Annotated in this window: 19 protein-coding genes and 1 riboswitch; of the genes, 10 read left to right on the plus strand and 9 right to left on the minus strand. The window is 71.0% G+C overall.

Features of this window, described 5'->3' with window-relative positions:
- Positions 1 to 123 precede the first annotated feature (123 nt).
- Positions 124 to 1,167: an Acg family FMN-binding oxidoreductase gene (locus SM611_RS27560; protein ID WP_371953050.1), complete on the plus strand. Its 1,044-nt coding sequence runs from the start codon at positions 124 to 126 to the stop codon at positions 1,165 to 1,167.
- Positions 1,168 to 1,476: 309 nt separating this feature from the next.
- Here SM611_RS27560 and SM611_RS27565 read toward each other — a convergent pair whose 3' ends face one another.
- From SM611_RS27565 to SM611_RS27575, 3 genes are all read right to left on the minus strand, one after another.
- Positions 1,477 to 1,974 carry a hypothetical protein gene (locus tag SM611_RS27565; RefSeq protein WP_371953051.1) on the minus strand — a complete coding sequence of 166 codons (498 nt, stop codon included), beginning with the start codon at positions 1,972 to 1,974 and terminating at the stop codon, positions 1,477 to 1,479.
- 139 nt (positions 1,975 to 2,113) lie between these two features.
- Positions 2,114 to 3,478: a wax ester/triacylglycerol synthase family O-acyltransferase gene (locus SM611_RS27570; protein ID WP_371953052.1), complete on the minus strand. Its 1,365-nt coding sequence runs from the start codon at positions 3,476 to 3,478 to the stop codon at positions 2,114 to 2,116.
- A gap of 287 nt (positions 3,479 to 3,765) precedes the next feature.
- A complete protein-coding gene (locus tag SM611_RS27575) occupies positions 3,766 to 4,035 on the minus strand; it encodes a metal-sensitive transcriptional regulator (protein ID WP_371953054.1) in 270 nt (89 codons plus the stop codon).
- A gap of 310 nt (positions 4,036 to 4,345) precedes the next feature.
- Between SM611_RS27575 and SM611_RS27580 the strand changes: the two genes are divergently transcribed.
- Together SM611_RS27580 and SM611_RS27585 are read left to right on the plus strand one after the other, a co-directional pair.
- Positions 4,346 to 5,710, plus strand: coding sequence for an MBL fold metallo-hydrolase (locus SM611_RS27580; protein ID WP_371953056.1), 1,365 nt, complete (start codon positions 4,346 to 4,348; stop codon positions 5,708 to 5,710).
- A gap of 177 nt (positions 5,711 to 5,887) precedes the next feature.
- Positions 5,888 to 6,175 (plus strand): hypothetical protein, encoded by a 288-nt coding sequence (locus tag SM611_RS27585; protein WP_371953058.1) that lies wholly within the window; start codon positions 5,888 to 5,890, stop codon positions 6,173 to 6,175.
- Positions 6,176 to 6,354: 179 nt separating this feature from the next.
- On the opposite strand, the gene SM611_RS27590 is transcribed toward SM611_RS27585, so the two are convergent.
- From SM611_RS27590 to SM611_RS27610, 5 genes are all read right to left on the minus strand, one after another.
- The gene (locus tag SM611_RS27590) at positions 6,355 to 6,975 is read right to left on the minus strand and encodes a DUF305 domain-containing protein (protein WP_371953059.1); all 621 of its coding nucleotides are present in this window, start codon (positions 6,973 to 6,975) and stop codon (positions 6,355 to 6,357) included.
- 397 nt (positions 6,976 to 7,372) lie between these two features.
- The gene (locus SM611_RS27595) at positions 7,373 to 9,889 is read right to left on the minus strand and encodes a heavy metal translocating P-type ATPase (RefSeq protein WP_371953061.1); all 2,517 of its coding nucleotides are present in this window, start codon (positions 9,887 to 9,889) and stop codon (positions 7,373 to 7,375) included.
- Positions 9,890 to 10,388: 499 nt separating this feature from the next.
- Positions 10,389 to 11,432, minus strand: a complete 1,044-nt coding sequence (locus SM611_RS27600) for an NlpC/P60 family protein (RefSeq protein WP_371953063.1) — start codon at positions 11,430 to 11,432, stop codon at positions 10,389 to 10,391.
- Positions 11,433 to 11,435: 3 nt separating this feature from the next.
- Positions 11,436 to 11,584: riboswitch (cyclic di-AMP (ydaO/yuaA leader) on the minus strand.
- A 156-nt stretch (positions 11,585 to 11,740) separates the two neighbouring features.
- Positions 11,741 to 12,676: a M56 family metallopeptidase gene (locus SM611_RS27605; protein ID WP_371953065.1), complete on the minus strand. Its 936-nt coding sequence runs from the start codon at positions 12,674 to 12,676 to the stop codon at positions 11,741 to 11,743.
- A 4-nt stretch (positions 12,677 to 12,680) separates the two neighbouring features.
- Positions 12,681 to 13,061, minus strand: a complete 381-nt coding sequence (locus SM611_RS27610) for a BlaI/MecI/CopY family transcriptional regulator (RefSeq protein ID WP_371953067.1) — start codon at positions 13,059 to 13,061, stop codon at positions 12,681 to 12,683.
- A gap of 325 nt (positions 13,062 to 13,386) precedes the next feature.
- Here SM611_RS27610 and SM611_RS27615 point away from each other — a divergent pair, with 325 nt between their 5' ends.
- The 7 genes from SM611_RS27615 (at position 13,387) to SM611_RS27645 (ending at position 21,085) form a co-directional block, all read left to right on the plus strand.
- Positions 13,387 to 13,896, plus strand: coding sequence for a COG4315 family predicted lipoprotein (locus SM611_RS27615; RefSeq protein ID WP_371953068.1), 510 nt, complete (start codon positions 13,387 to 13,389; stop codon positions 13,894 to 13,896).
- Between the two features lie 216 nt (positions 13,897 to 14,112).
- Positions 14,113 to 14,406, plus strand: a complete 294-nt coding sequence (locus tag SM611_RS27620) for a hypothetical protein (RefSeq protein ID WP_371953070.1) — start codon at positions 14,113 to 14,115, stop codon at positions 14,404 to 14,406.
- Positions 14,403 to 16,394, plus strand: coding sequence for an APC family permease (locus tag SM611_RS27625; RefSeq protein WP_371953071.1), 1,992 nt, complete (start codon positions 14,403 to 14,405; stop codon positions 16,392 to 16,394). The genes SM611_RS27620 and SM611_RS27625 overlap by 4 nt, the downstream gene beginning before the upstream one ends.
- 371 nt (positions 16,395 to 16,765) lie before the next feature.
- On the plus strand, positions 16,766 to 17,089 hold the full coding sequence (locus tag SM611_RS27630; protein ID WP_371953095.1) for a N,N-dimethylformamidase beta subunit family domain-containing protein: 324 nt from the start codon (positions 16,766 to 16,768) through the stop codon (positions 17,087 to 17,089).
- Between the two features lie 1,262 nt (positions 17,090 to 18,351).
- Entirely contained in the window at positions 18,352 to 19,173 is an 822-nt protein-coding gene (locus SM611_RS27635) for a hypothetical protein (RefSeq protein ID WP_371953073.1), read from the plus strand.
- A 71-nt stretch (positions 19,174 to 19,244) separates the two neighbouring features.
- Positions 19,245 to 20,642, plus strand: coding sequence for a NucA/NucB deoxyribonuclease domain-containing protein (locus SM611_RS27640; RefSeq protein WP_371953075.1), 1,398 nt, complete (start codon positions 19,245 to 19,247; stop codon positions 20,640 to 20,642).
- A gap of 320 nt (positions 20,643 to 20,962) precedes the next feature.
- Positions 20,963 to 21,085: a hypothetical protein gene (locus SM611_RS27645; protein ID WP_371953077.1), complete on the plus strand. Its 123-nt coding sequence runs from the start codon at positions 20,963 to 20,965 to the stop codon at positions 21,083 to 21,085.
- A gap of 51 nt (positions 21,086 to 21,136) precedes the next feature.
- Here the strand turns inward: SM611_RS27645 and SM611_RS27650 are convergent, their stop codons facing one another.
- Positions 21,137 to 21,379, minus strand: a complete 243-nt coding sequence (locus SM611_RS27650) for an integrase core domain-containing protein (RefSeq protein ID WP_371953079.1) — start codon at positions 21,377 to 21,379, stop codon at positions 21,137 to 21,139.
- Positions 21,380 to 21,631: the final 252 nt, after the last annotated feature.

The following is a 21,631-nucleotide window of genomic DNA, read 5'->3' on the forward strand; positions in this document are numbered from 1 at the left end:
CGGCGAGGGCGGCGTCTCCGCACGGAGGCCCCATAGTTCGCGCACAAGATATTCGGCCTTGAGCGGAGGCGAATCGAGATGGTCAGCGCCACACGATTCACGGCGGAGCGCCGGGACGCGACCGTGAAACCTCGCGGAGCGGATCGGGCTGATCTGGCGGCGTGTTTCGTCGTCCGGGCGGCGGTCCTGGCGCCGTCGGTCCACAACACCCAGCCGTGGCGTTTCGTCGAGCGTGCCGACGGGCTGGAGTTGTGGGCCGATCGTGCGCGGCTGCTGCCGGTCGCCGATCCGTCCGGTCGTGAGCTGTTCATCAGCTGTGGTGCGGCGCTGTTCAATGCGCGGCTGGCGGTCCGGCGCCTGGGGTTCACCTCGGGGGTGCGGTTGCTGCCCGATCCGGCGTATCCCGACCTGCTGGCCCGGATCACCTGGGGGACCAGGACGGCCCCGCGTCCGTATGAGGAGCTGCTGTACCGGACGATCCCGCGCCGCCACACCCATCGCGGCCGGTTCCTGGCGACCCCGTTGCCGCCCATGCTGGCGATCGTGCTGGCCGGCATCGCCCGCTGCGAGGGCGCCGACCTCCACGTCGTCAAGGACGGAGCGCAGCGCCGGCGGCTGGCCGAACACGTCCAGGCCGCCGAGGCGGTCCGGCTCCGTGACCCCCGCATCGCCGGTGAGCTGCTGGCCTGGACGGTCCCGCCGGGAGGCGAGCGTCCCGACGGGCTCGCGTCCGGCTCCGACCCGTCCCCCGCGGACGGGCTCAGGTTCCCCTCGCGGAACGCGGACGCCGGGGCGCCATGGGAGCTCCGGCACGGTGCGGGCGGCAGGCCGACCGGGGGCGAGGCCGCCGAGGGGATGGTCGCGGTGCTGACCACCCGGGAGGACAGGCGGGTGGACTGGCTGCTCGCCGGCCAGGCACTCCAGCATGTCCTCCTGCACGCGACGACACTGGACGTGAGCGCGGCCTTCCACACCCAGCCGCTGGAACTGCCCTACCTGCGGGCGGCGGTACGCCGCGACCTGGTGTACGGGCACCCGCAGATGGTGGTGCGCCTCGGCCACGCGGCCCGCCGCCTGCAGAGCCGGCGGCGCCCGGTCGCGGACGTCCTCAGCGGTGAACGAGAGCCCGGCCGGCTGTCCCGGCGGCCCGAGCGGCAGGGCCGCTGAGGCGGCCGGCGACCCCGGCGAGGGGCGGCCAACGATCAGTTCGGCCCGTGCCTCGCCGTCACGCTCCCGCTATCCGCCTCATGAGCCGCACCTTTCCGAGCCCGGGACCTTGGTCCCTGCCGTCCCCGGCAGCCGTGGGGTGTAATGGAATCGGGCGGGAGAAGCCCAAGGAAAGGGACGGAGAAGCGGGAGACCGCGCACCGTCCAGCTCGAAACGCTGCCTAAGCGGCGGAGGACTTCTCCCGCTTTCGGCCTGCCGGCTCCCGGACCGGGAATCGGCGGACGCGGACGCGGTGCGAGCCGGCGAATTCAGCGGCCTGGGGCGGGTCGGCTCTGCGAGGTCCGTCCCGGGGGCCGATCGCCGGGCGGCAGCAGGTTGTCGTGGGCGAGCCGGTCGCCTTGCCCGGCGAGTTGCGTGAGCATCGAGGCCATCAGGCCGTCGAGCCAGCCGAGCGCGCTTGAGCAGGTGACGCGGGCGGCGGCCAGGCCGGCGTCCTCGTCCAGCGGCGGGAGCAGCACACGCACCTCCTCGGCCAGCGGCGCCGAGATCGAGTGGACCGCCTCGTCGCGGACGGCGTTGAAGATCTTGGCCGCCCGGCGGGCCCCCTCCTCGTCGGCGCCGTCGGCGTGCAGTTCCTCGTTCACGGCGGTGAGCAGGCGCCAGGCGCGCAGGAGCCGCGTGGGCGAGGTGACCTCGTAGCCTCTGCGGGACTCCTCGGCGTCACCGATCACGACGATCAGGCCCGACGGGCCGGACGCCGCGCCTCCCCGGCCGTACGGTCGAGGTGGCTCTCTCCGTATGGTCATTTCGGTCCCTCGCTATCACGGGTGGGAGGCACCGGACCTCAGGGCGGGTTGACACTTCCAGCGTCCCGGCCGGTGCGTCTTACCGGTACGCGCGAAGGTCCCGCCCGGCAGGGACGTTCGTCATCCGGGAAAAGGCATTTCAGGCGGTCGGCGCGGTCTGCGCCGCCTCTTTGAGGAGTTCATCGATGCCCTCGCGGATTCCCGCGCACAGGGTCTCCAGGTCGGGGACGGCATCGTGGTCGGCGGTGAGCCCGAACGACAGGGCGCCGTTATAGGAGACGATGCCGACGGCGGTGCGCAGGCCGGCCGTGATCGGGATGTAGGGGTCGATCTCCAGCATCCGCCGGCCCATCGCGTACAGCGGGAACGCCGGGCCCGGGACGTTGGTGACGATCGTGTGGATCAGCGGCTGGCGCAGCCGCAGCGCCGTGTGCGCGGCCGCGGCCAGCAGAGTCGGGGCGCCGCCGAAGAGCTGGACGAAGGCGTCGAGGCCGGCGGCCTGGCCGCGGTTCTTCAGCCCGTCCATCTGCTCCCTGACGAGGTGCAGGCGCCGCAGCGGATCGGCCTCCCCGCACGGCAGGTCCACCGGCACCGCCGACACCCGGTTCGACGGGACGCCGCGCTCGTCCGCCGACCGGACCGAGACCGGCACCAGGGCGCGGACGACCGACTCCTCGCCGAGCAGGCCCCGCGCCTCCAGGAGGTCGCGGAAACCGCGGGCGGTCGCGGCCAGCGCCACGTCGTTGACCGACCCGCCGAACGTGCGCCGGATCCGGTCGATCTCGTCCATCCCGGCGTAGGCCCGTGTCCAGCGCCGGCGCGGACCGGTCGGTCCGTTGAGCGCCGACGCGCCGGTCCCCATGAGCCGCGTCGCGTACCCGGGCAGCGAACCCGCGACGGTGAGCGCGTCGCGCAGGACGGGCAGGAACAGCCGGGTGGCCTGCCGTCCCACGCCCTTCAGCCCGTCCACGACCCCGTCGCGGAGCACGGCCGCGGCGGACGGTTCCGGCTCGGGCAGCCAGACCCGCGGCGTCTCGGGCGCCCAGTCCCGGTCGGTGTCCAGCAGCACCGCGAGCAGGTCGATTCCGGCCAGCCCGTCCACCATGCAGTGGTGCACCTTGCAGATCAGCGCCCAGCGGCCGTCCGCGAGCCCGTCGACCAGCCACATCTGCCACGGTGACCGGCCGAGATCCAGCGGCGGGGCCAGCAGCCGGCCGGCCAGTTCATGCAGTTCCTCCGGGCCGCCGGGTTCGGGCGCGGTCGTGTGCAGGATGTGGTCGCCGATCGCGAAGCGCTGGTCGTCCACCCAGACCGGGTGCGCCAGGTTGAACGGGACGGTCCGCACGCGCTGCAGGCAGCGCGGCGCGAGCCGCAGCCTGGCGAACACCTGCCGCACGAGGTCCGGGTAGTCGGGCGCCGGACCTTCGAACACGGTCACCGTCCCGATCTGGAGCGGGCTCGTGTCGTTCTCGGCGAAGAACATTCCGGCGTCCAGCGCGTTCATCCGTTGCATCGTGCACCGCCCTGTGAGGTCTCCTTCGAGCCAACCTCGGGGCGCGCCGCCGTCCCATCCGGCGTTCGTCCCCCGGAGACGGGCCGAAGGTCCCGCCCCGCCGTGCCGGGCGAAGGCGAACACCGGAGGCGAACCACGATGGAGCGGCGATGCCGGAACCCCCGCGCGTGGACGTCGTGGACGAGCAGCCGTAAGGCCGCCGGTTCCGCGTCGTTCCGCGGTGAGGGGGAGCGCGCGAGGGGGTGACCGTTCGCTGGATCCCGCTGCCGCAGTCGCGGTCAGGCGAGGCTCATGAAGAGCTTCTCCAACTGGGCGCGGTCCAGTTCGGCCTGTCCGGGGTCCGTGCCCTCCTGCACGCACTTCTCCAGGCCCGTTGCGATGATTTTGAATCCCGCACGGTCCAGCGCACGGGAGACCGCCGCGAGCTGAGTGATCACGTCCTTGCAGTCGCGCTCGTTCTCGATCATCTGGATGACGCCTCCGAGCTGCCCCTGCGCGCGCCGCAGGCGCACGAGGACGTCGGCCAGCGAGTCCGCCTCGAATTTCACATTGTCCTCCTCATACCTACCAGGGTATAGGGCCCGCGCCGGGATCGGCCCAGACGGGCGGAAGGTCCGCATCCGGACCTCGTTCGCGCGACGCCCTCATGGATACCCCCGCCCGTATTTGCGCAGCCTCTCGCTCATCGCCTACGCTGCTTCGTGGATACCCCCTAGGGTATCTAGGAGATGGATGGTGAGGTCGATGTCCGCACGCCCGCCGCCGGGGGGACGGCGGCGGCCGGCATCGACACGCGCCCGGCGGCCGGAGCGCTCCATGAGACCGCCGCCTGACGACGAGTTGGAGAGAGGCAGTTCAATGATCGAGATCGTTGCCATTGACACGCCCACGCTGGGGGACCGCAGCTACTTCGTCACCGACGGCGAGGTCGCGTTCGTCATCGACCCGCAGCGCGACATCGACCGGGTGCTCGAACTGGCCGAACAACGGGACGTGGAGATCCTCGACGTCTTCGAGACCCACATCCACAACGACTACGTGACCGGCGGGCTCGCGCTCGCCCGCGCCACCGGGGCCGCCTACCACGTCAATGCCGCCGATCCGGTGGCGTTCGAACATCGCGCGGTGGCCGACGGCGACGTCGTCGGCGTCGGTACCCGGATGCGGGTGCGAGCCCTGGCGACCCCCGGCCACACCTTCACGCATCTGGCCTACGTCCTGGACGCTCCGGGGCGGGCACCCGCCGTCTTCACGGGCGGCTCGCTGCTGTACGGGTCCACCGGACGGCCGGACCTGCTCGGACCTGCTCATACCCACGAGCTGGTGACCGCCCAGTACGGCTCGGCGCACCGGCTGGCGCGCGAGCTTCCCGACGACGCCGAGGTCTTCCCCACCCATGGGTTCGGAAGCTTCTGCTCGTCCACCCAGTCGGAGGCCGAGGCGTCGACGATCGGCCGGGAGAGGCGCACCAATCCCGTGCTCACCCTCGAGGAGAAGGAGTACGTGGAGACGCTGCTGGCCGGGCTGGACGCCTGGCCCGCCTACTACGCCCAGATGGGGCCGGCCAACAGCGCGGGCCCGGAGGCGCCCGACCTCTCGGAACCGCGCCGGGCCGACGCCGCCGAACTCCGGCGGCGGATCGAGGCGGGGGAGTGGGTCGTCGACCTGCGGACCCGGACGGCGTTCGCCGCCGGGCACATGGCCGGAACGCTCAACTTCGGGCTGGACGGCGCTTTCGCGACCTACCTCGGCTGGCTCGTCCCGTGGGGCACTCCGCTGACGCTGCTGGGGGAGACGCCGGAGGACGTGGCCGCCGCCCAGCGCGAACTGGTCCGCATCGGCATCGACCGCCCGGCCGCGTCGGCCACCGGCGGCCCGGAGCGCTGGGCCGGTGAGGAGCGCCTGGCCTCCTTCCCCCGGGCGTCGTTCGACGAATTGGCCGCCGTGCGGCATCACCGGCCGGTCGTGGTGCTGGACGTGCGCCGTGCCAACGAGTGGGCCGCCTCGCACATCGACGGCGCCGTGCACATCCCTCTGCAGGACCTGCCGCGGCGCGTGGACGAGCTGCCCGGCGGAGAGGTGTGGGTCCACTGCCAGGGTGGCTACCGCGCCTCCGTGGCCGCCTCGTTCCTGGCCGCCGCCGGGCGCCGCGTGGTCGCCGTCGACGACGCGTACGACGCCGGCGCCCTTGCCGGCCTGCCGGTCGTCGCGTCCGCCGCCTGACCCCGGGCCCGCCGCCGTCCGCCCGAACCACCGGTCTCCGCTTCCGGACCCGGCCCGCCCCGGGCCCAGACGAAAGGTCGATATGCCCAGCCTGTCCTCGAAGATCGACGCGGCGTCCCTGCGGGCACCGGCCCGCGACACCGAGAACACGGTCGCGCCGCTGCGGGAACGGCGGTCATGATGACACTCGCCCTGACCCTCCTCGCCATGCTCGCCGTCGGCGTCTCGCTCGGCCTGCTCGGCGGCGGAGGGTCCATCCTCACCGTGCCGATCCTCGTCTACGTGGCCGGAGTCGAGACCAACCCGGCCGCACCGCGCCACGCCCTGTTCGGCACGCCCGGCGGCTACGCGGCACTGGGAACCGCCGCGCTGGCCGCGACCGTCGCACTCCTGAAGCACAGGCGCAAAGCCCCTGAAGGCCGGCCGGTAAACCCCGCGACCCCGCGGGATCGAGTGAGGCAATGACCGGCCCCTCCATGAGCGAGGGACTATCGCGTTTGCCGAGCCGGCGGTGCTCTCGGCGCGTGTAGGGCGTCCCGATCGCGCCGCCCGCACCGACGTACCCATTTCGGCGTGGCGGGCGATCGCGCGGCGGAGCGGGCGGGGCTCGCGGAGTCCCCGCCCGCCGCGGCCGCCTGCTGCTACTACTGCTTGAGCAGCTTCCGCATCCTGGTGATCTCGGCGGACTGCGAGGTCACGATGTCCGCGGCCATCTTCTTGGCCTCGGGAGACCGCCCGGAGGTCTGCTCGGTCCCGGCCATCGCCACGGCGCCCTCGTGGTGCTTGATCATCATCGTCAGGAACGCCCTGTCGAAGGCCGCGCCCTCGGCTCCCTCCAGGTCCTTCATCTGCTCGTCGGTCATCATGCCCTCCATGCCGCCGTGGCCCATGTGGCCCGGGTCGCTCACCCCGGGCGAGGGCACCGGAGCCCCCCAGCCGGTCAGCCAGGCGGACATCTGCTCGATCTCCGGGTCCTGCGCCTTCTTGATCTCGGCGGCGAGCTGCTTCACCTCAGGGGACGCGGCGCGGGTGGCGGCCAGATCGGCCATCTCGACCGCCTGGCGGTGATGCGGGATCATCATCTGGGCGAACATGACGTCCTGGTCGTTGTGCCGTGCCTGCGAGCCGCCGTCGGACGGCGAAGCGCTCGCCGGCATCGAGCGGCCGGACATCGGGCCCTTGGCGTCGTCGGAGCCGTCGTCGCCGCAGGCGGCCAGGCTGATCGCCAGGGCGGGGACGGCGACGAGCGCGAGTGCGCGCTTCATGGTCGTGAACCTTTCGTGTCGAGTGTCTGTGACGTCCGGCGTCGGCAGAAGCAAAAGCACGGGCCGGGCCTGCTCCTTCTGCGGCTGCACCGACCTCGGCCCTCTGGCCGCCGGCCCCGGCGTGTGGATCTGCGGCAACTGCGCCCAGACCGCCATCGACATCCTGCGCGCCGAACCCCGCGGAGCACGCACCGGCTGACCGGAGGCACCGGTGCGACTCAGAACGGCCGACGCCGCGCAAGCGGGTGCCGTGGCGGATGCGCTACGAAACCGCCGCCAGCGACCTCGGCCCGCACGGCCGCGGCCGGACGCTGCATCAACTGCGCCACACGGTGCTGCGACACCTGGCCGCCGCCGCACGCACCGCCGCCGCACGCGCTAACCGGACGCGTCGGCTCTACCGCGAAAATCCGGTCCGATCCCCCTCCCGGGCCGGTACAGACGGGGACTGAGGCATGCCCTGTGCCGGCTCGGGGCTTGCGGTGGGGAGTCGCAAGCGCCTCAGAGCGAGGGCGTTGACCGCGACGATGAGGCTGGAGCCGGACATCGACAGCGCGGCGATCTCAGGGCGCAGGACGAGGCCGAAACCGGGTTCGAAGACTCCGGCGGCGATGGGCAGGGCGATGGCGTTGTAGCCGATGGCCCAGCCGAGGTTCTGCCGCATCTTGCGCAGCGTCCCGCGGCCGATGCGCAGTGCGGTGGGCACGTCCAGTGGATCGGAGCGCATGAGCACGACGTCGGCGGTCTCGATGGCCACGTCGGTGCCGGCGCCGATCGCGATGCCCAGGTCGGCTTGGGCCAGTGCGGGTGCGTCGTTGACGCCGTCCCCGACCATGGCGACCTTGCGCCCGTCGCGCTGAAGCTCGGCGATCTCGGCCGCCTTGTCGCCGGGCAGCACTTCCGCGATCACGGTGTCGATGCCCAGCCGCTCGGCGATGCGTTCGGCCGTGGCGCGGTTGTCGCCGGTCAGCATGACGACCTGGACGCCCAGGTCGTGCAGGGCGGCGACGGCCGGCTGCGAGGTCTCGCGCGGGGCGTCGGCGATGCCGATCAGGCCGGCCGCCCGGCCGTCGATCGCGGCGATCACGGCGGTCCGTCCGGTGGCGGCCAGTTCATCGCGGCGGTCGGCCAGCGGGCCGAGATCGACGCCTTCGCGTTCGGCCAGGCGGCGGTTGCCGACCACAACGCGCCGCCCGCCGACCTCGGCGATGGCACCGTGCCCGGGGACGTTCTGGAAACGCTCCGCCCGCGTGACGTCCAGGCCGCGTTCGGCGGCGTGCCGGACGATGGCCTGTGCGAGGGGATGCTCGGACTCGCGTTCCACCGCGGCGACGAGGCGGAGCAGTTCAGGCTCGTCCGCCCCATCCGTGATGACGTCGGTCACCTCGGGTTCTCCCTTGGTGAGCGTGCCGGTCTTGTCCATCACGACCGTCTGGATGCGGGCGGAGGCCTCCAGGGCCATGGCGTTCTTGAACAGCACGCCGCGCTTGGCGCCCAGCCCGGTACCCACCATGATCGCGGTGGGAGTGGCCAGGCCGAGGGCGTCCGGGCAGGTGATGACCACCACGGTGATGGCGAACAGCATCGCGGTCGCGAAGGCGCTGCCGGTCAGCAGCCAGGTCGCGAGCGTCGCCCCGCCGCCGAGGAGGGCCACGAGCACCAGCCAGAACGCCGCCCGGTCGGCGAGCCGCTGGCCGGGGGCCTTGGAGTTCTGCGCCTCCTGGACGAGCTGGACGATCTGTGCCAGGGCGGTGTCGGCGCCGACCCTGGTGGCGCGCACGCGCAAGGTGCCGTTGGCGTTGATGGTGGCTCCGATGACGGTGTCCCCGGGCGCCTTGTGCACCGGCAGGCTCTCGCCGGTGACCATCGACTCGTCGACCTCGCTCTCACCGTCCTCGACCACCCCGTCCACGGCGATCTTGGCTCCCGGACGTACCAGCAGGAGGTCCCCGGCGGCCACCTCGGCGGTGGGCGCCTCGACCGGCTCGCCGTCGCGGATGACCACGGCCTTGGGCGGCGCGAGGTCGAGCAGGGTGCGGACGGCGTCGTTGGCGCCGCCCCGGGCGCGCATCTCGAACCAGTGCCCCAGCAGCACGAAGGCCGCCAGGACGGTGGCCGCCTCGTAGAACACCTCGCCCCCGCCGGTGAGCGTGACCACCAGGGAGTACAGCCAGCCGGCTCCGACCGCGACGGCGACCAGCACCATCATGTCCAGTGTTCGGGCCCGCAGCGCCCGGACGGCGCCGTCGAAGAAGATCCAGGACGAGTAGAAGATCACCGGCAGGCTCAGCAGCAGCGCCCACACGTCCTGCCGGATCCCGAACGGAGCGGGCACGTGCAGGCCGAGCACCTCCTCGCCGATCGGTGACCAGATCACGATCGGGATGGAGAACAGGAGCGCGACCAGGAACCGGTTCCGCATGTCGGCGACCATCGCCGCCATCGACAAGGCCCCGTGCCCGCCGTGCCCCATCGCCTCATGCGGCGACCGGGCCTTCGCCGCCTCGGCATCGGCGGAATGCGGTGCCGGGGCGCGGTGCCCGGTCCGATCGACGGCCGTGCCGGCCTCCGGTGGGGGAGCGGCGGCCGGTCCGGCCATCGGATCACAGATGTGCGACGGCACCGACTGCCCGGCGCAGTGATAGCCGCACTCGGTCACCCAGCGTCTGAGCTCGGCCAGCGAGGTACGCGCCGGGTCGAACACGACCGTCGCGGTCTGCGAGACGGGATTGGCCTCGACCGCCAGCACTCCTGGCCGGCGTCCCAGGACGGACTCGACGATGTTCTTCTCCGATGCCCAGTTCAGACCGCCCACGTCGAGAACGGCGACGCTGCGGTCCTTGCCCGGGCCGCGCCCCCGACGCTCCTCCGAATCCTCCGGAAGAGTCGCGTGGCCGCTTTCGGCGTCGTGCATGGAAAGCCTCCCGATTCTGCGATCGCCGGCCTCCCGCCCGCCGGCGGTGAGCGGCGCCGCCGGGGCCACCTCATGCGCACGCCAGGCGACGTCAACGACCCCTCCCCAGTATCCCGCGTGACTGCAGGCCCGGGCAGGCTGTGCCGCGGCGTCGGCCCGCGTCGCGACACGGCTGTTTCAGCGGGCGTCGGCGAGGACGGTGAACGTCCAGGGCCAGACCGATGAGCGTCCGGTCGTTCCGCTCCTGCGCGGCCCGGACGGAGGTCCCCGAACTGCTGGAGTCGCCGGCCGACGTGCCCGCCCGTGATCACGGCCGCGCTGGTGGCCGTCGCGGGCGCCCGGACGCCGGCCATGGCCATGGGTGCAAGTGGGGGCGGCACTCGTGCGGGTCCGGCCGCGCAACTCGTGCCAGCGCGGGAGCGAAATCCCAAACAGCGTCCCCGCCGCCCTAGCAAGTGGGCGACGGGGACGTGGTTCGGGGAGTCCGGTGCGGCGCGGATCAGGCCACGCGGACGCCGCCGGCGAACGGGCGGCCGGCGATCGGGGCGATCTTGACGACGTCGCCGGTCTGCGGGGCGTGGACCATGTTGCCGTTGCCGACGTACATGCCCATGTGGTGCAGGTCGCTGTAGAAGAAGACCAGGTCGCCGGGCTTCAGCTGGCTCTGGGAGACGCGGGTGCCGGCGTTGTACTGGGCCCCGGTGTAGTGGGGGAGGCTGATGCCGACCTGGGCGTAGGCGTACAGGGTCAGGCCCGAGCAGTCGAAGCCCTTGATGTTGGCGCCCTGCGCGGTGCCGTAGGACGGGCCGGAGGCGTTGCCGCCGCCCCACGAGTACGGGACACCGCGCTGGCTCAGGGCCGCCCTGAGCGCCCCCAGGGCCTTGGCCGACGCGCCGCCCGGGTCCACGTTCGGGGCGGGACCCGCGTTGGTGCGACCGCCCGGCATGGCGCCGAGCTTGGCCTGGACCTTCTTCAGCTTGGTCTGGAGTTCCTTGCGCTTCTTCTTCGCCTCGTCGGTGAGCTCGCGCACCTCCTGCGCGCGTGTTCCGGCCGATTTACGGGCGCGTTCGGCCGCCTGCATCGTCTGCAGCAGTTGGGCGACGCGCGCGCTGTCCTGGCGGGCGAAGTAGTTGAGGGTGGCCGACTTGTCCAGGACGGACTGCGGGTCGTCCGCTGACGCGAAGGCGACCGCCGGGTCCACCGGGCCGTTCTTGTAGCTGTCCGCGGCGAGCTTGACGATCCTGGCCCGCGCGTCGTCCAGCGCCTTCTTCTGGCGGGCGGCGTTGCCCTCGGCCACCTTGGCGGCCCGCTGGGCCTGCTGGAGGCGCACTCGCAGCCCGTTGTACTGCTCGCTGAGCTTCTCGGCCTCGTCGGCGAGCTTCTTCTGCTGGGCGGTCAGCTCCTTGCGGGTCGGCTTGGGCTCGGCCCAGGCGGGCGGGGGAGCCACGAGCGTCGCGGAAACGGCGATCGATGCCGTCCACGCCGTGCTGACGATGAGCCGTCGGTGGATCGGCCTTCTTTCTCCGGCAGCCCGTCGCTGCATGCACTGTCCTCTCCTCTACGCCTACCGGGTGAGCTGCCGGGTTCGGGCCGGAGTTGCCCTACCGCTCATGCCGAGCGGATTCACCCCAGATGGAGAACGGTTCCCCGGTTCCCGGGACGGTGCAGGTCCGCGGGATTCGGCGTGGCCACCGCTGTCCCCGGCGGGGACACCGCGCGTTGGCTCCTACGGAGCGTAGGAGATAGCGGTCTCATACGCCACCCAAGTGGGCGATTGCGACAAACAGCCTCAGCAATCTCAGGACGTCCTCGGAAAACGGCCGGTCACTTCGGCGTCTGGTGAGGACGGCCTCAGCAGACGTCGGACAGCTGCACGATGGTGGCGGCGGCGACCAGGAGAGGTGCGGCGACGGCGAGGGTGACGAAGGTGGAGGCAGCCGCTCGAGCGGCCCGGCGCGGCTTCCCCATCTCGGCGGACTCCAGACGCCGCACTCGTTCCGTCAGCGCTTCCGCGGAGGGGCCTGCCGCCCCGAGGGCGCCCGCGACACCCGGCGTTGCCGCGAGCCGGCACAGGGCGTCGGCGAGCGTCCGCCTTCCGCATGCCCGGGCCGCGGCGTCGTCCGCGGCCATCTCCAGCAGCGAGGGGAGGGTCGCCTTGGCCCGCCGGACGGTCGGCGACCAGGGCAGGAGCGCGTAGGCGAGGTCCAGCACGAGCAGCATCATGTGGTGCCTCTGACGCACATGGGTCCGTTCGTGGACCAGAACCGCGCCGAACTCTTCGGGGGTGAGCGTCTCCTGGGCGCCGGTGCTGACCACGATCGCGCGTCCCCGAGCGGGCAACGAGTACGCCACGGGCACGGGGTGGTCGAGGACGAGCACGTCGGGGTGCCGTCCGTGCTCCCTGGCGACGAGCCGGAGCATCTCCCGGTGCCGGCGCCGGTGCCGCACGGCTCGTCCGAGCCGGGGCAGGCCGCGGGCGAGCCTGGAGCAGCAGGCCGCCAGCAGCGCCAGGCTGGCGGCGGCCGCCAGGATGATCGCCTCGTCGCCGTGGTGCGGCAGGCAGTCGCGCAGCCCCTCCAGAAGACCGTGGCCGGGCGCCGGCGGCGCCAGCAGCGCCACCGCGACGAGCCCGATGTCGGCGATGAAGGTGCCGGCCAAGGCCGCGAACCAGCAGACGGCGGCGATCAGCGGATGCGCGGCGGGGCGGTGGAGCCGATCGAGCGCGGGCCCCGCCAGGCAGCTCAGCACGACCGCCGTGGAGACCAGGCTGATCAAGAAATAGATCACGGCGTCACGCCCCTCGGCCGCCGGACGTCCGGCGCCGCAGGGCGTCCAGCAGCCGGCGCGCGTCCTCCGGTGGGACGGCTTCCGCGAATCTCGCCAGGATGCTGCCGTGATCGTCGGACTCGGTGAGCGCGTCGAGCATCAACTCGACCGCGTACTCCTCCCGCGCACAGGTGGGGGCGTAGCGGAAAGCCGTCCCGTCCGGGGTGCGCCGCAGCAGACCCTTTTGCGCCAACCTTTCGGCCACGGTCTGGACGGTGTTGTAGGCCAGGGCCCTGTCCGCGTCCTCGTTCAACTTGGCGAGCAGCTCACGCACCCGCAGCGGACCGGAGGCGTCCCAGAGCAGGTCCATGATGGACCGCTCGAGTGCTCCGCCCAGTCCCGCCATGCGCCACCTCCGTCCTGCGCACATTGTGCCGGACAACCGGCTGTGGGAGGGAACGGAGGCTTTCGTGCTTATCGGCAGGTGACCCGGGGTTCGGCCCCGCAGGTCGTGTGGAACTGTCATCACGACCGTAAGGAAAGAGCGGGTCATGGCTGGGAACTGACAGTTCGCGAGCCGGGCCGGCGGGTATGTGGCGGCGGGAGCGAGCGAAATCGGCCCGCCGGACCGCGTTTCGGGGAAGGGTTCGCGAATGTCCAAGACTCAGGTGGCCGGCCCGGCCGGCGCGACTGTTCCGGTCGCGCGGTCACGGCGGCGCCGACCGGGAGTGATGACAGGGGCGCCGGCCGTCGTTGCGGCGGCCGTCCTCGCGGTCGCCGGGTGCGGCGGGGGAGGGGGAGGCAAGTCGTCCCCCACTCGGACGGCGCCCACGTCCGCGCCTCCGTCCGGTGCGGCCTCCGGTGACACGATCAAGACGGCGACCGTGGGGAACCTGGGGCAAATCCTGGTGGACGGTCAAGGCCGGACGGTCTACCTGTTCGAGAAGGACAAGGGCGGCACGTCGTCCTGCACCGGATCGTGCGCGGCGGTGTGGCCCCCGGTCACCGCCTCGGCGAAGCCCAAGGCCGGGACGGGGGCGGACGCGGCGAAGCCGGGCACCACCAAGCGCCCGGACGGCTCGACGCAGGTCACCTACAGCGGGCATCCGGTCTACTACTACGCGCCCGACGGCACCACCCCCGGAAGCGCCAAGGGGCAGGCTCTCAACCAGTTCGGCGCCGCGTGGTACGTGCTGTCGGCGTCCGGCGACAAGGTCCAGTCGACCGGCGGCGGCTACTGACATGGGCCGTCGGTGCACGGCCCGGCTCCAAGGTGCGCCTGCCGCCATCCTGGTGAGCGTGGCCGCCGGCTGCGCGGCGGCGACGAACTCGCCATACCCCGGCCGGCTCATCCGGTTCGGCGCCGAATGGTACGCCGTCTCACCCCGGGGCCAGCAGGCCGAGAGCGGAGTGAGTGGCGGCTCCCCGGTCCCGGGCGGGTGATCGCATTGCCTCCTGTGCCGCGCTACCTGGGCGTGCTGCTGTTCGGCATCGGCGCCGTCCATCCGCACGAGTACCTCGCCGACCAGTACCGGGTCATCCCGACCATCGGCGCCCTGTTCGCGCTGGGCACGATCGTCGGCCTGCTGATCAGCGACCAGGACGGCCCGTTCGGGTTCCACGAGTACGGCCACCGGACGGGCTTCGTGCTCGCGCCAGCCCTGGAAGGCGCCGCCGTCGCGGTGCTACTCGGCTTCGCGGCCCTCGGCATGCGCCCGGCGCGGAGGCGTCCGGCAACTGACGCGGGATGAGCCTTCCGAAGCGGTTCCTGCTCGGCCGGCCGCTGCGCAGCGGGCAACTCGGCCAGACGCTGCTGCCCAAGAAGCTCGCGCTGCCGGTGTTCTGCAGCGATCCGCTGTCGTCCAACGCCTACGCCACCGAGGAGATCCTGCTGGCGCTCAGCCTGGGCGGGCTGGCGCTGATCCATCTCACGCCGTGGATCGCCGCCGCGGTCATCATCCTGCTGGCCGTGGTCGTTCTGTCCTATCGGCAGACCTGCTACGGCTACCCCAACGGCGGCGGCGCCTACGTCGTCAGCCGGGAGAACCTGGGCGTCAACGCCTCGCTGGTCGCCGCCAGCGCCCTGCTGGTCGATTATGTGCTGACCGTGGCGGTGTCGGTGGCCGCCGGAGTCGCCAACCTCGCGTCGGCGATGCCCGCGCTGGCGCCCCACTCGGTGCAGATCTGCATCGGCCTGGTCGCGCTGCTGGCGATCATCAACCTTCGCGGGATCAGAGAGTCCGGGACGGTCTTCGCGATCCCGACCTATGGGTTCGTCGCCGCGGTGGGCATCATGATCCTTCTGGGCGCCGGGCGCGTGCTGGCCGGTCACACACCGGAGGCCGAGTCCGCGCACTTCGGCGTCCAGCCCTCGCACGGCACGACCGGTCTGCTGGCCGTCGCGCTGCTCATGCGCGCGTTCTCCCAGGGCTGCACGGCGCTCACCGGGGTCGAGGCGGTCAGCAACGGCGTCCCCAACTTCAAGCCTCCCAAGAGCGCGAACGCCGCCGCCACCCTGACGATCATGGGTGCGCTGACCATCACGATCTTCACCGGGATCACCGGGCTCGCCCTGGCCTCGCACGTGCGGATCGCGGCCGACCCCCGGCTGCTGACCGGCGCGCCCGCCGGCTACGAGCAGAAGACCGTGATCACCCAGATCGCCGCCGCGGTCTCCGGCTCCGGGTCGGTGCTGTTCTACCTCGTCGCCGGGTTCACAGCCGCGATCTTGGTGCTGGCGGCCAACACCGCTTACAACGGTTTCCCGATCCTCGCCAGCATCCTCGGCGAGGACGGCTTCCTGCCCAGGCAGTTCTCCCGGCGCGGCGACCGGCTGGTGTTCAGCAACGGCATCGTGATCCTCGCCGTGCTCGCCAGCGTGCTGATCTGGGCGTTCAACGCCAGCACGACCCGCCTGATCCAGCTCTACATCATCGGCGTCTTCGTCTCCTTCACGCTCAGCCAGACCGGCATGGTCCGGCACTGGACGGCACTCCTGAGGCAAGGACCCGCGCCGGGCGGCGAAACCGGGCCGCGGACAGTCTGGCGGCACCGCGCCCGGCTGCATCGCGCCCGCCTGATCAACGCGGTCGGCGCGGTCCTCACCGCGGCGGTGCTGATCGTCGTCCTGGTCACCAAGTTCACCCACGGCGCATGGATCGTCGTCATCGCGATGCCCCTCGTCTTCATGATGATGAAGGCCATCCACGGCCACTACGAGCAGGTCGCCGCCGAACTGGCGCCGTCCGAGGACGCCGTCTCGCTGCCGAGCCGCGTGCACGCCGTCGTGCTGGTCTCCAAGCTGCACACCCCCACCCTGCGCGCCATCGCCTTCGCCCGCGCGACCCACCCGTCCACCCTCACCGCGGTGACCGTCCGCACGTCCGCCGGGGAGACCGAGGAACTCGAAGAGCAGTGGGACCGCTACGGCGTTCCCGTGCCGCTGACCGTCCTGGACTCCCCCTACCGGGACATCACCGGGCCCGTCCTGAAGTACGTCGGCCGGATCCGCCGGAGAAGCCCCCGCGACGTGGTCTGCGTGTTCGTCCCCGAATACGTCGTCGGCCACTGGTGGGAGCAGCTCCTGCACAACCAGAGCGCGCTGCGGCTCACGGCACGGCTGCTCTTCCGGCCGGGCGTCATGGTCACCAGCGTCCCCTGGCAGCTCGGCTCCGCCGAAGCGCTCGCCCAGCGTCCCGAGCACACCGAACTCACCGGCCGCCGCGACCACCGGTCCTGATCCCCGCGGTCGATGACCATCTGTTTCGGGTCCGTTGATCGGCGCTGTGGCTTCCAGCCCGCCGGGACGGGGAGGAGTCCCTCAGCAGTCGACCATCGGGGGAGTCGTGGAAAGCCGCGCACGCGACAGGATCGAACCCGGCGGACGCAGGGCCGCCAACGGGCGTCCCGCAGCGGCACGGCGTGCGCTTCGGGGACGCGTCCTGCCAGCGCTGGTCTTGACGGTCACCCTGGTCGGGGCCTGTTCCTCCAGCGTTCACCACCGCGATTCCGGGGGGCCGAGGGGAAGGAGGCGGTGAATGCCGCGGCCTCGCCGGCCGAGAACGGGAAACGCGGTGACGCGGACTGGCGCATCATCCGCAGGGACATGGGATCCGAGCACGAGATCGAGGGCTATGCCGATCACGTCAGCGCGCTGCCGGGCGAGCGCTTCCGGTTGTTCGTTTCACCACGACCTCCGGGTTCACCGCCGAGGCCTTCAGGATGGGCTGGTACGGCGGCGCGCAGGCACGCCGGGTATGGCGGTCTGGGCTCACCCCGGGGGTCCGGCAGCCGGGCGCCCATGTCGACAAGGCGACCCGGACGGTGTCGGCTCCGTGGCGGCCGTCGCTGACCGTGCCCACCTCCGGGTGGCCCGAGGGCAGCTACCTGATCATGCTGACCGCCGCCTCGGGGCCCGGCGGTACGTGCCGGTGACCGTCCGATCGCCCAGCGCCGCAGGACGCGTCGTCGTGCAGTACGAACATCCCTCTGCCACCCGGACGAGGTTTCCGGAAGGATAAGCAAGGCCGATTCTGCTGGCCATGGCCGAGCCATCCGGCAACGTCCGTGGCCGGTAGGTGTGCAGTATCGGATAGTGGCCGTGACCCATATCGATGGAATCAGGTGGTCGGCCCAGGCTACGCGATCGCAGAGGGCTCAGATGCAGTAGGCGACGATCGTGATCGGCCCCCGAGCCGCCCAGTCAGGAATGATCCAATCATGGAAGGACTTTCCTTCCACATAAGCGCACTGGCTGTAGTTCATGCCGTCGGCGTACCGCAGAGAGCGATTTCCGCCGTACAGGGAGCAGTTATAGCCGACCCCGTGCCAGAACCCCTCATCGTCCCGATACACGCGGACCGTCCTGATACAGGGGTCCGCCGCTGCGGGCGTTGCGGCGGACCCACGGGTGTGCGCCGCTGGAGACGCCGCCTGGGTGGACGCTGCACGGCCGGGCGTCCCGGCGGCGGACGCGGGACCTGCCAGGACGGCCGCAAAGACCAGCGCTGCGCCGGTCAGAGGGATGGCGAACCCAGACCTCGCGGTGCGGTGGCGCTCGGCTTTATGCATCGTGACCTCCGATCTTGCGATTCGGCTGACTTCAGACGCTGCCTATGGTGCCCAGTCCCACTATCGTCTTGGTCACTTCCTGGTCACGCCGGCTTCGTTGAGGGCATGATGCCGACCATGCTCAGGTAGGTGCGGACATCGTCGTCATGCTGGCCACTGGGGGTAAGCGGCCGGCCGGCAGCATTCCCGGACGCGCCTTTTCGGGATGTAATAGGTCGAAATCGTTGAGGTCTGGTCGGGGGTCGCCTCGCCTTTGGATGGGCGAAAGCGACTCATAGTCCGCCTGGTGGCCACACCCGCGCCGCACCATTACTCCCACCACCGCTACTAACGCCGACAGTGTTTGTGTGTTAACTTTCGGTAATCGCAGTGTGGGAGCCGCGAAACGCGGCCTGGGACAGGTGGGTATTGCCATGCGAAGAGTTCGGTCATGGGTCGCCGCTGGCCTGGTCTGCTGCGTTCTGTGCGTCGTCGCGGCGGCCGCGCCGGCGCAGGCCGTCCAGGCGCGGACATCGTTGCTGGAGCAGGCTGCGCCGCACAGATCAGAATTAGGACAAGTACCGGGAATGGGGCCCAATGGTCGTGTGGGGGCGCATGTGCAGAACACCGGGTCGCGTGCCCAGGACGTGACTGGGGACCAGTGGCCCGACCTGGTGGCGCGGCAGGCGGGGACCGGAGAGCTGCTGGTCTACCCGCATGTAGGCCGCTGGGAGGGCGCGGGGAGCTGGCCGACACCGGTGGTGGCCGGGCACGGATGGCAGATCATGGACTGGATCGGGGTGGGCGAGGTCACCGGCGACGACTGGGTCGACGTGATCGCGCGCCGCGCCGACGACGGGGTCCTGCTGGTGTACCCGCACACCGGCGCCTTCCGCGGGGACCGGACGTGGGGCGACCCGGTCGTGGTCGGGCACGGGTGGGGCGGACTGCGCACCATCGTGGTCCAGGACGTCACCCTGGACGGGTTCGACGACCTGGTGGTGCGGTGGGGCCGCGACGGCGACGACAGCACCTACGTCTACGTCCACAGCCGGACCTTCCAAGGGGTCGGCACGTGGGGTGAGCGCGAGCGCGTCGGTGAGCACCCCTTGGACAGCTGGTTGATGGCCACCGAGTGGTCCGGTGACGACGCACCGGACCTGCTGCACCACGACTTCGAACTCGGCACCTTGTTCCTGTCTCCGCACAACCGTGCCTACGCGCGGGAGAACACCTGGTCCAGCGCGCCGCCGATCCAGGTCAGCGGCGACCAGTGGTTCACCTACGACAAGGTCGACTACCTGCTGCTCGCAGACGCCGACGGCGACGGCTACGAGGACGTGCTGAGCCGCCAGGTCAACGGGGAGCTGTGGGCCTACCTCAACACCCGCCGCATGGACGGCGCCGCCACCCTGCGGCCCCCGGTCACGATCGGGTGGGGCTGGAGCAGCTTCGACATGATCACCTGATCCCGGGCCGGCCCGCGGCCGCCGCTCCCGTTCCGCCTTCCGCCTGTCGTCCCAGCCCTGTTGGAGTGCTCATGCGTGACGTCCCCACCTGGCGCGCCGGTGTGATCGTGCTGGGGCTGTGCCTGACGCTGATCCCCGCCGTGCCCGCGGGCGCGGCGGACCCGGGCCCGGCCGCCGGGCCCTCCGCGGGTTCCGCTCGGGTCGCCGGGCCGCCGGGGCCGGGTCACCACGCCGCGAGCCCGGCGCTAGGAACCGCCGAACGCATCGAGCCGCCGCAGCGCCGCGGGCGGCGGCTCCAGCGCGGACTCGCTGCCGGGCCCACCGGGACGCGGCTGCACCGGCTGGCCCACGACGGCAGGTACCGGGCCGTCACCACGCCTCCCCCCACCGGCCGCCGCCTGCGCGGCCCCGCCGACGACCCCGTCACCTTCGACGAGTGCGCCGACCACGGCGGCAACGACCACTACTGGTTCAAGAACCGGTTCAGCATGTGCTACCGGGAACAGCGCCCCATCGTCTACCTGGCCCGCGACCAGCAAGGCGTCATCTACGAGCAGGGACGATCGCTGGTGGCGATCGAGTTCATCGGCGTCGCCCAGCACCGCCAGACCCAGATCAACTTCGGTGTCCGGCTACGCCACCTCGCCGACCACAACCTCCCCCGCAAAACCGACCGGCTGCGGATCAACCTGGTCTGCGCCAACCACGACACCACCCGCCACAGCGTCTGCGACCGCGACCCCCAGGAACCCGCCGGCGGCACCGAACTGACGATCCAGCAGTGGCAGGACCGCGGCGGCGCCCCGCTGTGGTCGCACCGCACCGGCACCACTCACCGTGTACCCGACGACCTCTATCAAGACGAGAAACGCGGCTACTTCACCTTCACCGTCGAACTCACCCTCACCGGCCCCCTCGGCGGCACCTCTGACCACTTCACGCCCGAGTTCTTCCGCTGCGACGTCGCCGACTACGTCGCCACCACCCCCCGCTGCGTGTTTCACCACGTCTCATCCGAGATCCGTATGAGCGCCACCGACACCCGCTTCGCCGAGTCCGCCCAGTTCATCCGGGATGCCCAAACCGACATTACCCTCACCAAACCCGGCATCATCGGCAAGAAAGTCCCCGGCAAGGTCGGCGAAAGGCCACTCACCCGCCTCATCTCCCGCTACGACACCACCCGCTCCAAGATCGCCTCGCGCCGCAAGATCCGGAGGGTCTGCCAGAAGCACTGGGGGCTCAACTACATCACCGGACCCAACGGCCAAAAACGCCAATGCGACGAATACCCCCTCGCCAGCACCTACGAGAACGCCGCCCGCGTCGACAACAACACCGTGTGGGACTACGCCGTCCGCGCCCTGAACGCCGAACACAACCGCGCCGCCGGAGAATTCATCGAACAGTTCAGAGGAAACGACCACGTCCTGGACGGCGACCCCTTCTACATCACCATCACACCCTGAACACAACCGCCGACCGTGAACCCCATCTCCTCGGCGATCCGCGGCCGGGCCTCCTTCAGAAACAGCTACAGCCGGTGCTGGAGCGCCAACTCGACGGCGTACAGGGTGCGGTTGACTGTCCCGAACGGGCCCCTGCCGACGGCGCCGGCTGAGCCGACTCCGTCCCAGCGTGTCAGGTCGGATGCGGCTGCTGGCGCAGCCGGACACGGTTGCGCTGGCCCCGAGAGTTGAACTCGGCGCGGCGCGCAGCCCGCCCCAGACCCAACCGGCCGGGCCGCCCACCGGCCGTCCAGCCCATCCGCACGCTAGTACTTCGCCCGGTGCGGGAGAACCCGAGTTGGGGCTACCGGCGGCACGGTGCGTTGCTGGTGCTCGGCGTCAAGGTGGCCGCCTCCACTGTCTGGAAGATCCTCAAGGACGCCGGTATCAATCCGGCACCCTGAGGAGCCACGCGTTTTCCGGACAGCTTCTTGATCGGTGATCCGCGGGCAGATCTACGCTGCTTGCTGTCGGATCAGGTACTCGGTGTGGACCTCAAGCGGTGTCCGGTACCCGTTTGCGGAATGAAGCCTGCGTCGATTATAGAAGCCCTCGATGTACTGCACAACCGCACGGCGGGCTTTGGCTCGTGTGGCAAACACCATACGGTTGAGCCACTCGTTCTTCAACGCCCCGAAGAACGATTCGGCCATGGCATTATCCCAGCATACACCGGTCCTGCCGACCGAGCGCCGCATCTTGTACTTCTTGCTCAGGTGCCGGCCGAATTCATCGCTGGTGTAGTTCGACCCGCGATCGCTGTGGAAGATGCAACCTTTCTCGATGTGGATGTTCCCGGCCGCAGAGTCCAGCGCGGTGGTGATGAGTGACCCTTTTTCATCCTCGGGCGGGCTGGTTGATCACAGCATGATCGCGAGTTGATGGATTCCCTTTGGACGCAGAGAAGCCCCTGGTAGACGGGTTGATCACCACAACCCACACCGTCTCAC

Origin of the sequence: Actinomadura monticuli (assembly GCF_041463655.1) — a bacterium.
GTDB lineage: Bacteria > Actinomycetota > Actinomycetes > Streptosporangiales > Streptosporangiaceae > Spirillospora > Spirillospora monticuli.

Coding starts and splice junctions, on each gene's coding strand:
- SM611_RS27565 (WP_371953051.1), bottom strand. CDS start 1,974: ATGACCATACGGAGAGAGCCACCTCGACCGTACGGCCGGGGAGGCGCG.
- SM611_RS27570 (WP_371953052.1), bottom strand. CDS start 3,478: ATGAACGCGCTGGACGCCGGAATGTTCTTCGCCGAGAACGACACGAGC.
- SM611_RS27580 (WP_371953056.1), top strand. CDS start 4,346: ATGATCGAGATCGTTGCCATTGACACGCCCACGCTGGGGGACCGCAGC.
- SM611_RS27585 (WP_371953058.1), top strand. CDS start 5,888: ATGATGACACTCGCCCTGACCCTCCTCGCCATGCTCGCCGTCGGCGTC.
- SM611_RS27590 (WP_371953059.1), bottom strand. CDS start 6,975: ATGAAGCGCGCACTCGCGCTCGTCGCCGTCCCCGCCCTGGCGATCAGC.
- SM611_RS27595 (WP_371953061.1), bottom strand. CDS start 9,889: ATGCACGACGCCGAAAGCGGCCACGCGACTCTTCCGGAGGATTCGGAG.
- SM611_RS27600 (WP_371953063.1), bottom strand. CDS start 11,432: ATGCAGCGACGGGCTGCCGGAGAAAGAAGGCCGATCCACCGACGGCTC.
- SM611_RS27610 (WP_371953067.1), bottom strand. CDS start 13,061: ATGGCGGGACTGGGCGGAGCACTCGAGCGGTCCATCATGGACCTGCTC.
- SM611_RS27615 (WP_371953068.1), top strand. CDS start 13,387: ATGACAGGGGCGCCGGCCGTCGTTGCGGCGGCCGTCCTCGCGGTCGCC.
- SM611_RS27625 (WP_371953071.1), top strand. CDS start 14,403: ATGAGCCTTCCGAAGCGGTTCCTGCTCGGCCGGCCGCTGCGCAGCGGG.
- SM611_RS27640 (WP_371953075.1), top strand. CDS start 19,245: ATGCGTGACGTCCCCACCTGGCGCGCCGGTGTGATCGTGCTGGGGCTG.
- SM611_RS27650 (WP_371953079.1), bottom strand. CDS start 21,379: ATGCGGCGCTCGGTCGGCAGGACCGGTGTATGCTGGGATAATGCCATG.